Here is a 12,787-nt window from a genome sequence, read left to right as displayed (position 1 = left end):
CGAAGGGGCGCCGAAGACGCTGCGGATCTCCAGCTGGCTCACGGACAGGTGGACCGGATCGATCCCGGTGGCGTCCGCCCCGAACATGCCGGTTCCTGCGGACTCCCCGCGCACTCCCTACAGCAGCTCGCGCAGCCGCTCCGCCAGCAGGTCCCAGCGCCAGCGCTCCTCCACCCAGGCCCTGCCCCGCTCGCCCATGCGGGCGCGGAGCTCGGGGTCGAGGAGGAGGGTGGCGACGCGGTCGGCGGTCTCCTCGGCGGACTCGCCGCGGACGACCCAGCCGGTCTCGCCGTCGAGGACGGCGTCGGGGGCGCCGCCGGAGTCGCCGGCGACGACGGGGAGGCCGGTGGCGGAGGCCTCCAGGTAGACGATGCCGAGGCCTTCGACGTCGAGGCCGCCGCGCCGGGTGCGGCAGGGCATGGCGAAGACGTCGCCGGCGCCGTAGTGGGCGGGCAGCTCGGACCAGGGCACGGCGCCGGTGAAGCGCACGGAGCCGGCCACGCCGGTCTCGGCGGCGAGGCGGCGCAGGTCCTTCTCGTACGGTCCGCCGCCGACGATCAGGAGGACGGCGTCGGGGACCCGGCGGAGGATCGCGGGCATGGCCCGGATCAGGGTGTCCTGGCCCTTGCGGGGGACGAGCCGGGAGACGCAGACGACGACGGGGCGGTCGCTGAGCCCGAGGCGGGCGCGGACCTCGTCGCCGCCCGAGCCGGGGTGGAAGGTCTTCTCGTCGACGCCGGGCGGGAGCTGGACCATGCGGCCGGCGGCGGCCGGGGCGAGGGCGCCCGCGATCCGGGAGCGGGTGTACTCGCCGAGGTAGGTGATCGTGTCCGTGCCCTCGCCGATGCGGCGCAGGAGCTGCCGGGCGGCGGGGAGCTGGGCCCAGCCGGCCTCGTGCCCGTGGGTGGTGGCGACGAGCCGGCGGGCGCCGGCCCGGCGCAGCGCGGGGGCCATCAGGCCGAGCGGCGCGGCCGCGCCGAACCACACGGACTCGCAGCCGTGCTCGCGCAGCAGCGCGGCGGCGCGGGCGGTGACCCGAGGAGTCGGCAGCAGCATGGTGGTGCGATCCCGTACGACCGTGAAAGGCTGTTCGGCGTCGAACGCGGCCGTCGCCTCGATCCCTTCGCGGCTGCGCTTCCACGTGGAGGCGTAGACCACGATCCGGTCGGGGTCCAGGCGGAGCGCCATGTTGTGCAGGAAGGCCTGGATTCCGCCGGGACGCGGCGGGAAGTCGTTGGTTACGATCAGGGTCTTGTGCATCGTGGCCGACAGTACGCGATCGCCTGCACCACCCGGCAACACACCTGCCCCGCCACCGCGGGCCGACAGGACCACGACCGCTCCCGCCACCGCGGGCCGACAGGAGAAGGACGCGACAGTGACGACGGGTGCGGCGGGGAACGGGTCACGCACGGGTCTGCGGCTTCCGCTCGGTCTCTGGGGTCTGTCCCGGGTCCTGCTGCTGCTGTGCGTCTTCAAGGTCGTGGTGATCCCCGGACCGGACGTCACCTTCGACGTCTCGAACATCTACCAGGGCTGGTACGAGGTCCTGCGGACGGGCACGTACCCGCTGGACGACGTCACCTGGCAGTACCCGCCGGCCGCCGCGTTCGCGATCCTCTCCCCCGCCGTGCTGCCGTTCCTCGGCTACGCGTCCGCCTTCTTCGTCCTCGCCTTCCTCTGCGACGTGCTCGTCTTCGGGCTGCTCCTCCACACGGGCCGCCGCTCCGGCCGCTCGCTCCGGGGCGCCTGGTTCTGGCTCGCGGGCGTCCCGCTGCTCGGTCCGACGGCGTACGCCCGGTACGACGTGATGGTCACCGCCGTCGCGGTGGCGGGGCTGCTCGCGGCGGGCCGCAGCCCGCGCGTGCTCGGCGCGCTCGCCGGTTTCGGCGCGGTCCTGAAGGTGTGGCCGGTGCTGCTGCTCGCCGGCACCCCGAAGGGGCGGGCGACGCTCCGCTCCTGGTCGACGGCGGTGGGCGCGGCGGCCGCGGTGCTCGCGTTCTGCCTGGTGTGGATGCCGGGGGCGCTGGCCTTCCTGGGCTTCCAGCGCGACCGGGGCACGGAGGTCGAGTCGCTGGGCGCGATGGTCTTCCACGTCGTCCGGCACTTCGGCTGGGACGGCGGGGCGAGGATGAACTACGGCTCGATCGAGTTCCTCGGCCCGTACGTGTCCACGGTCTCGACGGCCGCGCTGGTCCTCACGATCGCCGCGTTCGGCTGGCTGCTCGTGTGGCGGCTGCGGGCGCGGCGCTTCGTCTCGTCGACGGTGGCGGACGCGGCCTTCGTCGCGGTGCTGCTGTTCACGACGACGAGCCGGGTGCTCTCCCCCCAGTACATGCTGTGGCTGGTCGGTCTGGCCGCGGTGTGCCTCGCCTACCGGTCGAGCCGGATGCGGCGGCCCGCGCACCTGGTGCTCTGGGCGACGGCGGTGACGCAGTTCGAGTTCCCGGTGTGGTTCTCGCACGTGACGCGGAGCGATCCGCTGGGCATGGCGGTGCTGTTCACCCGGAACGGTCTGCTGATCGCCGCCACCGTCATCGCCTGCCGGATCCTGTGGCAGCACACGGTGACGGAGCCGCGTCTCGCGGCGGCCGCGGCCGGGAGGATCCCCGCGCAGGCGACTCAGCCGGCGTTCGAGAAGGCCTTGTCCAGCTCGCGCTGAGACTCCCGGGGGGCGGCGAGGGTGCGGCGGTGCAGCAGGCCGAGGGCCGCGCACTGGGCGCCCATGGCGAGGGCCATCGCCAGGCAGATCCCGGGGAGGCCGGCGCCCGAGAGGGTGTACGCGAGCGGGAGCTGGACGAGGACGCCCGCGACGGTGATCCGCGCGAGGTACGGGCTGGCCCCGGTGCCCTCGAAGACGCCGGCGAGCGCGATGTACCCCGCCATGAGCAGCAGGTAGGGGCCGAGGCAGCGCAGGAAGAGCGCGCCCGCCGCCGCCACCTCGGGCTCGGCGCCGAAGGCCCGCATGACGGGTCCCGCGCCGAGGAACAGCAGCCCGGCGGCGCCCGTGCCAAGGGTCCCGCCGAGGAGGAGGGCCTGCCGGCCGACGGCCCGGCGCTCGTCCAGGCCCGAGCCGAGGAGGTGGGCGCTGTGGATGGCGGCGGCCTGCCGGACGGAGTAGAAGGCCATGGTCGCCACGTACATGGCCTTGGTGGCGATGCCGTAGGCGGCGATCTCGGTGACGCCGAGCCGGGCGACGACGGAGACGAGGGCGAGGGCCCCGGCCATCCGGACCACGAAGTCGACGGACATGGGCAGTCCGGTGGCGGCGGTGCGGCGCAGCGCGGCGGCCGTGGGCAGGGCCGCCCGGGCCGCCCGCGCGGCCTTGAGGAGCGGGTCGCGGCGCAGGGCGACGAGGCCCGCGGCGAGGGCGACGCTCCGGCCGGTGACGGTGGCGAGGGCGGCGCCCGGCACCCCGTACGCGTGGATGAGCAGCGGGTCGAGGACGAGGATCAGCCCGTTGGCGAGGAAGGCGAGCCGCATGGGGGTGCGGGTGTCGCCGGTGCCCTTGAGGATCCCGTCGAGGACGTTCGTGGCGAAGAAGACGGCCGTGCCGGGGAGCGAGATCGCGAAGTAGGCGGTGGCCAGGGCGTGGGCGGGGTGGCCGGAGCCGCCGAGCAGGAGGGTCGCGAGCGGCTCGCGCAGCAGGTGTCCGCCGAGGGCGACGGGCGGCACGAGCAGGGCGCAGAGGGCGGTGCCGCCGCGGACGGCGGCGCGGACGGCGCCGGGGTCGTCGGCGCCGCGGGCGCGGGCGACGAGGACGGTGGTGCCGGAGCCGGCCATGAGGACGACGCCGAGGAGGAGGTTCTCGACGTTTCCGGCGAGGGCGACGGCGGCGACGGCGTCCCCGCCGAGGCGGGCGACCCAGACCATGTTGATGATGCCGGCGGCGACTCCGGCGAGGAGTTCGAGATAGACCGGGCGGGCGAGCCGGACGAGCGTGCGGCGGTGTGCGGACATGACGAAGGGACCCCCTCTTTCCGATGTACCTCGAATAGAGGTACATCGAAAAGAGGTAGCATGAGAAACGGCCCCCGACAAGCGCGGCGGCCCCGACGAGCGCGAAGGAGAGGTGCCCGGTGCTGGAGCTGTCGATCCTGGGCTTCCTGTACGAGAAGCCGCTGCACGGCTACGAGCTGAAGGAGCGCATCCAGGGCCTGAGCGGCCACGTCCGCCCGGTCAGCGACGGCGCCCTCTACCCCGCCATCACCCGCCTGGTGAAGAACGGCCTGGTCGACAGCCGTACGGAGCCGGGCGCGAGCGCGGCCCCGCGCCGGACGCTCTCGCTCACCCCCGAGGGCCGCCGGGAGCTCCTCGCCCGGCTGCGCGCCCCCAAGGACGCCGAGATCACCGACGGCCAGCGCTGGTTCACCCTGCTCGCCTTCCTCGGGCACCTCCCCGACCGGGCGGACCAGGCGGCCGTCCTCCGCCGCCGCCAGGAGTTCCTGCTCACCCCGGCCAGCTTCTTCTACGAGGACGGGGCCGCGGTCAGCGTCGAGCGGGAGCCCGACCTCTTCCGGCAGGGGATGCTGCGGATCGCCCGTGCGACGGGCACCGAGGAGAAGGCCTGGCTGGCGGAGGCCCTGGAGCGGCTGGAAAGCTAGCCGAGCCGTTCGCCCAGGTACGCGCGCCAGTCGGCGGTGAAGTCCTCCGGCGTGGTGTCCAGGACCTCCCGGAGCGCCTTCTCCACCGCGCCCTCCCGGGCCGGGTGCGCGCCCACCGCCCGGTAGAACGCGGTCAGCTTCTCCTCGCCCCAGCGGTCCGCGATCAGCTCGCAGGCCAGCCATCCGCCCTCGTAGGCCCGGGCCATCGCCTCCGCGTCGCCGCCGAAGGCGAAGGCCCCGTCACCGGGGAGCTCCGCCGGGAGCTCGCCGGCCTGGACCGCGCGGCGCAGCTCGGGGGCGGCCTGGGCGGCGGTGCGGTCGGTGCCCCGGTAGGCGACCCAGTCGGCGAAGCCCTCGGAGAGCCAGACCGGGGTGGCCGTGGTGGTCTGGACGCGGGTCGCGACATGGGTGGTCTCGTGGGTGAGGACCATCTGCCGGCCGAACGCGCCGAGCACCGCATACGCGTCCGGGTTCACGATCACCCGGTCCGCGGCCGCCGTCGGACCGCCTCCCGCCCGGCCGGTCGTGACGGCCGCGATGCCCCGGTAGGAGGCGGCCGGCCCGCCGAGGAGCCGGCCCATCGCCTCGATCGACGCGGGGACGAGGACCACGACCCGGCCCGCCCAGTTCCCGCGCCAGGCGTCCCCGACCGCGGGCACCGCCCGGTCCGCCGCCGCCGCGATCTCCCGCAGCCGCTCCGGACGCTGCCCCACGCCCAGGACGAGGCTGCGCCGGCCGGTCACGGCCGTGACCTCGCCCTGCTGCCACAGCTGCTGCGGGGCGCCGTCGGCGGCTCGGTCCCCGGTCACGTACCAGCGGCCGTCCCGCTCGGCGAGGTCGAGGACCCGCTCGGTGGTGGCGGGCCCGGAGTCGTAGCCCTTGATCCGGTAGCCGAGCTCGGCCCTGGCGGTGGCCCGGCCCTCGCCGCTCCGGTCGAGGTCGGTGATCCGGTACGTCCAGCCGCCCAGCGGGATCTTCGCGAGCCGGTCGAACTCGGTGCGCGCGGCCGGTGCGAGCGCGGGGTCGAGGGCCGCGAGGTAGCCGGCCTCGTCGCGGTCGAGCAGCGCCCTCGCGTGCCGGTCGAGCAGGCCCTGGATCTCCCCGGTCGCCGGTCCGGCCGGCTCGGGGGCCGCGCACCCGGCGAGGGCGAGCACCGCGGCCAGCAGCCCCGCCGCCGCGCCGCGCGCCACTCCGCTCCGCCGTCCCGCCACGCCCCCGATCGTACGGGGCTCCTCTCAGACCCGGGTGACGGTCACGTGGGACATCATGTTCACCGGGTCGTAGCGGACCCGCGCGCCCGGGTACGGGGCGTGGATGACCTGGCCGTTGCCGGCGTAGATCGCCACATGGCTGGCGTCGCCGCGGTACGTGACGAGGTCGCCCGGCTGCGCCTGCGAGAGCGGCACCTGCCGGCCCGCGTACCGCTGCGCCGAGGAGGTGCGCGGCAGGCTGATCCCGGCCTGCCGGTACGACCAGACCATCAGGCCCGAGCAGTCGAAGGCCGAGGGGCCGGTCGCCCCCCACACGTACGGCTTGCCGATCGCGCTGCGGGCGGCGATCACCGCGGCGGCGGCCCGCGAGGGGCCGAGGTCGGCGAGCGGCGGCAGCTCCGCGGCGGGCCCCCCGGCCGGGTCCCCGGCGCGCTCCCCGGTGCGGGAGGCGCGGTCGTAGTCGGCGCGCTGCTCGACGGTGAGGGAGGCGAGCACCCGGCGGGCCTCGGCCAGCTTCTTCTCGACGGTGCGCTTGTGGCGGGCGACCTCGGCCCGGCTGCGCTCCAGTTCGGCGAGGACCGCGCGGGCCTCGGTCCGCTGCTGGCCCAGGCGGCGCTGCTCGCGCCGGAGTTCGGCGAGCGCGGCGCTCTGGCGGGCGGTGACCCGGTCCAGGGCGGAGGCCCGGTCCAGGTAGCTGTCCGGGTCGGAGGAGAGCAGCAGGGCGAGGGCGGGGTCGATGCCGCCGGAGCGGTACTGGGCACCGGCGACCGAACCGAGCGCGCCCCGCATGCGGTTGATGTGTTCCTGGCCGCGGGCGAGGCTGTCCTGCGCCTGGGAGACCGTCCGGCGCAGCGCGTCCGCCTTCTCGTCCGCCCGGTTGTAGCCCTCGGTGGCCTTCTCGGCCTCCTCGAAGAGGCGGTCGACCGTGGCGCGGGTGGCCGCGGGCGTGGGCCCGGGGTCGGCGCTCGCGGGGACGGCCCCGAGGGACGCCGCCGCGGTGGCCGCGGCGGCGGCGGTGAGGACGGTGACCCTGGCGGATCGGCGGTGGGACGCCACGAATCGCGCTCCGTTCGGCTCGACGCAGACTGGCGCGGCAGACAGTAGCCGCTGATCAGTCCTCGTCCAACGAAGGCGCCGGGCACGCAAAGTGACGCCCCGCCGGAGAACACAGGTCACCGGCGGGGCGTCAGGTCAGTGTGCGTCGCGGCGAACCACCCGATTGGGCGGCACGCCGGAGCGGGTCGCGGCGGGTCAGCCGACGCGGACGCCGAACATGAACCCGCCGATGGTGTTCATGGACTCGTAGCGGACGTAGGCGCCCGTGTAGGGGGCGTGCAGGACCGTGTTGTTGCCCGCGTACAGGCCCACGTGCGACAGGCCGTTGAAGAAGACCAGGTCGCCCGGCTTGAGCTGGCTGCGGCCGATCTTCACGCCGTCGTTCTGCTGGGTGTACGTGGTGCGGCTGAGGTCGACGCCGGCCTGACCGTAGGCCCACTGGGTCAGCCCCGAGCAGTCGTACGAGTTGGGGCCTTCCATGCCCGAGGCGTACGGCTTGCCGATCTGGGTGGCCGCGGCGGCGAGGGCGGCCCCGCCGCGCTGCGAGGCCGGGACCTCGTTGCCCAGGTCGACGCGGTCGCCGGCGGCGCGGCTGGCGCGCTGCTCCTGCTGCCGCACCTTGGCGCGCTCTTCGGCGGTGAGGGTGTTGAGGAGCCTGCGGGCCTCGGCGAGCTTGCCCTGGAACTTCTTCTTCTTCTCGCCGAGGGTCTTGCGGACGTCCTCGAGGTCGGCCAGCTTCGAGGTGGCCTCGGCCCGCTCCTGGGCGAGCGTGCGCTGCTTGGCCTGGATCGAGGTGAGCACGTCGGCCTGCTGGGCGCTCAGCTGGTCGATCGCGGACGCCTTGTCGAGGTAGGTGTCCGGGTCGGCGGAGAGGAAGAGCTGGAGCGCCGGGTCGATGCCGCCGGAGCGGTACTGGGCGCTGGCGACCGAACCGATCTGGTCGCGAAGGGTGTTGAGCTCCTCCTGGCCGCGGGCCACCTTGTCCTGGAGGTTGCTGATCTCCTTCTGCAGCTTGCCCCGCCGCTCCTCGGCGAGGTTGTACTGCTCCGTGGCCTCCTCGGCCTCGTGGTTCAGCTTGTCGACCTTCGACTTGACCTCGTCGATCTTGGGCTTTGCGGGGGCCGCCTGTGCTCCGGACTGGGCGGAGAGCGCGACGGCGGCGGCCGCTGCCGCGGTGAACACGGTCACACGGGTACGGCTCGGCTGCTTGGGTCGACGGTGGGACGCCACGAAGGCGAGCTCCTTCTTCCTCGAGCCGCCCAACCGGTCAGGGGCAGGCGGTTCCTCCGCTGCCACCCCGGATGGGTGATCAACCGCGCGAAGGTTCGAAGGCCGACCCTAGTGACCAAGTTGTGATCAGTTCAAATCCCGCTGGCAAAAAACTCTCTCACGCACCACTTTATTTACATGCAGCACACGGCCAGTGATGGGTACTTGACGATACGCCATCCACAATTCGGTCATAAACCTCAGGAGTTGCGATGCGTCATGAGAGGCGCGAAAGCCGCTTGAGCAACAAGGCGGACGCCACCGGCCGCGCCCCCGCCTTCGCGACGCCGTCGGCGACCTCGCGGTCGGTGGAGACCACCACGACCGGCCGTCCCGGCGGCTCCGCCCGGACCAGCTGCCGGATCAACTCGTCCGCCGTCACACCGGGCTTGGAGAACAGCACCCGCACCCCGCGCGGCGGCGCGAGCAGCACCGGGGCCGCCAGCTCCGCCCCGTCGAAGACACAGGTGACCTCGGCCCCCGAGCGGGCCGCGAGCGCCGAGAGGCTGCCGAGCAGCCGCAGCCGCTGCTTCTCCAGCGGCATCGTCGGATAGCCGGTCTTGGTGACGTTGTAGCCGTCGACGACCAGATGCGCCTGCGGCAGCGCGAGCAGCTGGTCGAGCAGCGCCGGGTCCGTCTCGGAGAGCGCCCGCGCCGCGATGTCCTTCGGGGACATCCGCCCCGGCTCCACCGCGTCCACGGTGTCCGCCGGGTGCACCGAGACGGGCGGCAGCGCGAGTTCGCGGCGCAGCCCCTGGGCCGCGTCGAGGACCGTGTCGAGCAGCAGCCGCAGCCGCATGTCCTCCACCGAGCGGCCCTCGCGGGCGGTCCTGCGGCTCGCCTCCAGAGCGGCCTCGACCTCGCCGAGCCGCGCCCTGAGCCGCCGCGTCTCGCTCTCGGCGGCCGAGACCTGCGCCGCCGACTCGGCCCGCGCGGCCTCGATCTCGCCCTGCGCCCTGCGCAGCGCGGCCTCGCCGCGCTTGACGTCGCTCTGGGCGCTGCGCAGCTTGCGGTGAAGCGATTCCGCTTCCTTGCGGGCGGCCTCCAGGTCGTGCCGGAGCTGCTCGGTCTCGCCCCGGGAGCGGTCCCGGGCGGCGGCGAGCTCCTCGCGCAGCCGCTCCAGCTCGCGCCGGCCGGCCTCGTCGGCCCGCTCGGCGTCGGCCCGCTGGGCCTCCTCGCCGGCGGCGGCGACGAGCTTGACCCAGCCGGGCGGGCGCAGCACGTAGGCGGCCGCCGCCACGTCGACGGGGTCGGCGGCCGCGGGCAGGGTGCCGGTCTCCACGGCTCCGGCCAGCTCGGGCTGGCCCTGCTTGAACCGTTCGCCGATCCGCTGCCGGAAGAGCGGGTCGGCGTCGAGCGCCGCGGCCATCGCGTTGCCGGCGAACTTGGCCCGCCGGCTCGCGGTGAAGCGGGCGTACTGCCGCAGGGAGGCGGGCAGCTCCGCGACGGTCAGCCCGCCGAAGGCGTCCGCGACCAGCGCGACGACCCGCCGCCGTACGCCTTCCGGCAATGGGTGGTCGAGCGTCTCGGCAGCGTCACCTGCCGCGCCGGCCGGCTCACCACCGTGCGCGGGCTGCTCCACGATCCGTCACCCCTATGTCGTCCGCGCCGTCCCTCAGGAGGCGGCGCCCGGCCTGTCCACCAGTTCGATCTGGTCCACCGCGTTGCACCAGCGGCAGCGGACCGACTCGATGGTCTCACTCACCACCTGCCGCTCCTCGACCGTCGGGTCTCCTGCGAGGTCCAGATGGACGTACTCCACGACCTTGGAGGAGCGGGTCACGTCGAAGCGGGTCAGATTGCCGCAGAGCGTGCAGCGCCAGCGGGTCTCGTCGGTCGGCAGGGGAACCGTCGTCATCGGTGCCGTCCTTCTTCCTGTTGCGTGGTACCAGGTACGGGAGCCGCGGTGCGCCGTCGAACTGCGGTCGGTGGTGCCCGTAACCCTACGGCCTCGCGGGGAGCACGGGGCACGGCGAGGCACTCTGTCCACTTCGGCCCCGGTACGCCATGATCTGTCCATGATCGATTGGCGAGGCGGGGTCCTCGGTGCCTGGCGGGGCGTCCGCGGCGGCCCCACGGTGACGTACGGGCTGATCGCCGCCTGCTGCCTCCTCTTCGTGAGCAGCCCGGTCGCCGGACTCAGTCCGGCGTACGGCACGGGCGACGGGCTCCTGGGCGCCCAGGGCGCCTACTTCCGCCGCTGGGGCGTGGTCCCCGCCGAGCTGACGGGCGGCGACCCGCACGCCCTGCTCACGCCGCTGACCGCGCTCTTCGTCCACGGCAGCTGGCTCCACCTGCTCGGCAACATGCTCTTCCTCTACGTCTTCGGAGCGATGGCCGAGGAGCGCATGGGCCCGGTCGGGTTCTGCCTCTTCTACCTGGGCACCGGCTATGTCGCCCTGTGCGGGTACGCGGTGGTGCACGCGGACAGCGAGCAGACCCTGGTCGGGGCCTCCGGGGCGATCTCGGCGGTGCTCGGGGCCTTCCTCTTCCTCTTCCCGCGCTCCCGCGTCACCAGCCTCTTCCCCTTCCTGTTCTTCCTGCCGCTGCGCTTCCCCGCCTGGATCGTGCTGATCTTCTGGTTCACGCTGCAGTGGCTGGCCGCGCGGGCGGCGGGCGCGGGGCCCGGCGTCGCCTATCTGGCCCATGTCGTGGGCTTCTCGGTCGGCTTCCTCTACGCCTGGGGGCGCTTCCGCGGTGGGGATAGAGTGAAGGCCCAAGCCGCGGCGACCGAGGGAGAAAGCCAGCCGTGATCACCGCGATCGTGCTCATCAAGACCAGCGTGGACCGCATCCCCGAGATCGCCGAGTCGATCGCCGCGCTCGACAGCGTCAGCGAGGTCTTCTCGGTCACCGGTACGTACGACCTGATCGCCATGGTCCGGGTGCCGCGCCACGACGACCTGGCGGACGTGATCCCCGGCCGCATCAGCAAGATCCCCGGCGTCGAGGCCACGGACACGCACGTCGCCTTCCGGACGTACTCCCAGCACGACCTGGAGGCGGCCTTCGCCATCGGCCTGGAGTCCTGACACCTCGCGCCCGGCACGACTGAAGGGGGCCTCCCGATCGGGAGGCCCCCTTCACCCGTACGAGTGAGTGATCAGCCGCGGTCGGGGACGCAGCGGCCGTCCTCGGTGCGGTACTTCCACTGCGCGCCGTCCCGGACGAGCTCCTTCACCGCGCCGACGAACCGCTCCACGTGCTCGTCCGGCGTACCGGCGCCGAAGCTCACCCGGATGGCGTTGAGGGACCTCTCCCCCGGGTTCGCCTCGGGCGCACCGCACTCGCCCGGGTCCTGCGGGTCGCTGCCGAGCAGGGTGCGGACCAGCGGGTGGGCGCAGAAGAGGCCGTCGCGGACGCCGATGCCGTACTCGGCGGAGAGCGCGGCGGCGAAGTGGGAGCTGTTCCAGCCCTCCACGACGAAGGAGATGACGCCCACGCGGGGCGCGTCGTCGCCGAAGAGCGAGAGCACGCGCACCTCGGGCACCTCGGCCAGGCCCTCGCGGACCTTCGCGATCAGGTGCCGCTCACGGGCGACGAGGGAGTCGAAGCCGGCCTCGGTGAGCGCCTTGCAGGCGGAGGCGATCGAGTAGACGCCGATGACGTTCGGCGAACCGGCTTCGTGCCGGGCCGAGGTGGTGTGCCACTCCACGTCCACACCACCGTCGGCCCGACGGGCCACCTTGCGGGACGCTCCACCGCCCGCGAGGTAGGGCTCGGAATCCTGCAGCCAGTCGGCGCGGCCGGCGAGCACGCCGGAGCCGAAGGGCGCGTACAGCTTGTGCCCGGAGAAGGCGACCCAGTCCACGTCCAACTCCCGTACAGAGACGGGGTGGTGGGGGGCAAGCTGGGCGGCGTCGAGCACGATCCGGGCGCCGTGCGCGTGCGCGGCGGCGGCCAGTTCCCGCACCGGCCACAGCTCGCCGGTGACGTTGGAGGCTCCGGTGACGCAGACCAGGGCGGGGCCGTACGGATCGCGGTCGGCGAGGGCCCGCTCCAGGGTCTCGACGGCCTGCCCGGGGGTGCGCGGCGCGTTGAGGTAGGTGACGCGGGCGTCCCGCCACGGCAGCAGCGAGGCGTGGTGCTCGGTCTCGAAGACGAAGACCTCGCAGCCGGCGGGGAGGGTGGCGGCGAGCAGGTTGAGCGAGTCCGTGGTGGAGCGGGTGAAGACGACCTGGTCGTCGGGGCGGCAGTCGAGGAACTCCGCGACGGTGACGCGGCTGTTCTCGAAGAGGTCGGTGGAGAGCTGGGAGAGGTAGCCGGCGCCGCGGTGGACGCTGCCGTAGTAGGGGGCGTACGCGGCGACGTCGTCCCAGACCCGCTGGAGGGCCGGCGCGCTGGCCGCATAGTCGAGCGCCGCGTAGGTCACCTCGCCGCCGGTGACGAGCGGGACGGTCACGTCCCGGCCGAGGACCGGCAGCGGGGTGTCGCAGCAGGGGTCGGCGGACCCGGAGTCGGCGGTGGCGGCGGCGGCGTTCGGGTATGCGGACATGGCGGTATCTCCCGGCGGGCGGTGCGGAATGGCTTCGGTGAATCCCGTACGCGGCCGGGTGCGGCGGGGCACGGGTGATGCCTCGGAGGGCGTGCGGGTACGCGGAAGGGACCCTGTTCCGAGGGTGAAGAAGGGGCGGACTCGCCCTATCGC

The 12,787-nt window shown here is 73.9% G+C and carries 12 protein-coding genes; 4 read left to right on the top strand and 8 right to left on the bottom strand.

Going from position 1 to position 12,787, the window contains the following annotated elements:
• Positions 1-117: 117 nt before the first annotated feature.
• Positions 118-1,260 (bottom strand): glycosyltransferase family 4 protein, encoded by a 1,143-nt coding sequence (locus ABZ318_RS28215; protein ID WP_356905281.1) that lies wholly within the window; start codon positions 1,258-1,260, stop codon positions 118-120.
• 118 nt (positions 1,261-1,378) lie between these two features.
• On the opposite strand from ABZ318_RS28215, the gene ABZ318_RS28210 reads away from it, so the two are divergent.
• Entirely contained in the window at positions 1,379-2,662 is a 1,284-nt protein-coding gene (locus ABZ318_RS28210) for a glycosyltransferase family 87 protein (protein WP_356905280.1), read from the top strand.
• On the opposite strand, the gene ABZ318_RS28205 is transcribed toward ABZ318_RS28210, so the two are convergent.
• A complete protein-coding gene (locus ABZ318_RS28205) occupies positions 2,623-3,960 on the bottom strand; it encodes an MATE family efflux transporter (RefSeq protein WP_356905279.1) in 1,338 nt (445 codons plus the stop codon). The genes ABZ318_RS28210 and ABZ318_RS28205 overlap by 40 nt on opposite strands.
• 119 nt (positions 3,961-4,079) lie before the next feature.
• Between ABZ318_RS28205 and ABZ318_RS28200 the strand changes: the two genes are divergently transcribed.
• Positions 4,080-4,604 (top strand): PadR family transcriptional regulator, encoded by a 525-nt coding sequence (locus ABZ318_RS28200; protein WP_356905278.1) that lies wholly within the window; start codon positions 4,080-4,082, stop codon positions 4,602-4,604.
• Here the strand turns inward: ABZ318_RS28200 and ABZ318_RS28195 are convergent.
• The 5 genes from ABZ318_RS28195 to ABZ318_RS28175 all read right to left on the bottom strand — a co-directional run bounded on the left by ABZ318_RS28195 (position 4,601) and on the right by ABZ318_RS28175 (position 9,998).
• The gene (locus tag ABZ318_RS28195) at positions 4,601-5,815 is read right to left on the bottom strand and encodes a hypothetical protein (protein ID WP_356905277.1); all 1,215 of its coding nucleotides are present in this window, start codon (positions 5,813-5,815) and stop codon (positions 4,601-4,603) included. The genes ABZ318_RS28200 and ABZ318_RS28195 overlap by 4 nt on opposite strands.
• A 24-nt stretch (positions 5,816-5,839) precedes the next feature.
• Positions 5,840-6,871 carry an NlpC/P60 family protein gene (locus ABZ318_RS28190; RefSeq protein ID WP_356905276.1) on the bottom strand — a complete coding sequence of 344 codons (1,032 nt, stop codon included), beginning with the start codon at positions 6,869-6,871 and terminating at the stop codon, positions 5,840-5,842.
• A 195-nt stretch (positions 6,872-7,066) separates the two neighbouring features.
• Positions 7,067-8,101, bottom strand: coding sequence for an NlpC/P60 family protein (locus tag ABZ318_RS28185; RefSeq protein ID WP_356905275.1), 1,035 nt, complete (start codon positions 8,099-8,101; stop codon positions 7,067-7,069).
• A gap of 256 nt (positions 8,102-8,357) precedes the next feature.
• Positions 8,358-9,722: an NYN domain-containing protein gene (locus ABZ318_RS28180; protein WP_356905274.1), complete on the bottom strand. Its 1,365-nt coding sequence runs from the start codon at positions 9,720-9,722 to the stop codon at positions 8,358-8,360.
• A gap of 33 nt (positions 9,723-9,755) precedes the next feature.
• Complete coding sequence (locus ABZ318_RS28175) at positions 9,756-9,998, bottom strand: hypothetical protein (protein ID WP_055644001.1); 243 nt, start codon at positions 9,996-9,998, stop codon at positions 9,756-9,758.
• A gap of 160 nt (positions 9,999-10,158) precedes the next feature.
• Between ABZ318_RS28175 and ABZ318_RS28170 the strand changes: the two genes are divergently transcribed.
• The gene (locus ABZ318_RS28170; protein WP_356905273.1) at positions 10,159-10,893 is read left to right on the top strand and encodes a rhomboid family intramembrane serine protease; all 735 of its coding nucleotides are present in this window, start codon (positions 10,159-10,161) and stop codon (positions 10,891-10,893) included.
• Positions 10,890-11,171: an Lrp/AsnC ligand binding domain-containing protein gene (locus ABZ318_RS28165; RefSeq protein ID WP_017238849.1), complete on the top strand. Its 282-nt coding sequence runs from the start codon at positions 10,890-10,892 to the stop codon at positions 11,169-11,171. Before ABZ318_RS28170 ends, ABZ318_RS28165 begins: the two co-directional genes overlap by 4 nt.
• Positions 11,172-11,242: 71 nt before the next feature.
• Here the strand turns inward: ABZ318_RS28165 and ABZ318_RS28160 are convergent, their stop codons facing one another.
• Positions 11,243-12,634, bottom strand: coding sequence for an aminotransferase class V-fold PLP-dependent enzyme (locus ABZ318_RS28160; RefSeq protein WP_356905272.1), 1,392 nt, complete (start codon positions 12,632-12,634; stop codon positions 11,243-11,245).
• Positions 12,635-12,787 lie beyond the last annotated feature (153 nt).

This window comes from Streptomyces sp. NPDC006197, from assembly GCF_040613865.1.
Lineage (GTDB): Bacteria > Actinomycetota > Actinomycetes > Streptomycetales > Streptomycetaceae > Streptomyces.
This window is presented reverse-complemented; position numbering and strand designations above follow the sequence as displayed.

Excerpts from the sequence above, each read along its gene's own strand:
- ABZ318_RS28175 (WP_055644001.1), bottom strand. The coding sequence starts at position 9,998 with ATGACGACGGTTCCCCTGCCGACCGACGAGACCCGCTGGCGCTGCACG.
- ABZ318_RS28215 (WP_356905281.1), bottom strand. The coding sequence starts at position 1,260 with ATGCACAAGACCCTGATCGTAACCAACGACTTCCCGCCGCGTCCCGGC.
- ABZ318_RS28170 (WP_356905273.1), top strand. The coding sequence starts at position 10,159 with ATGATCGATTGGCGAGGCGGGGTCCTCGGTGCCTGGCGGGGCGTCCGC.
- ABZ318_RS28160 (WP_356905272.1), bottom strand. The coding sequence starts at position 12,634 with ATGTCCGCATACCCGAACGCCGCCGCCGCCACCGCCGACTCCGGGTCC.
- ABZ318_RS28205 (WP_356905279.1), bottom strand. The coding sequence starts at position 3,960 with ATGTCCGCACACCGCCGCACGCTCGTCCGGCTCGCCCGCCCGGTCTAT.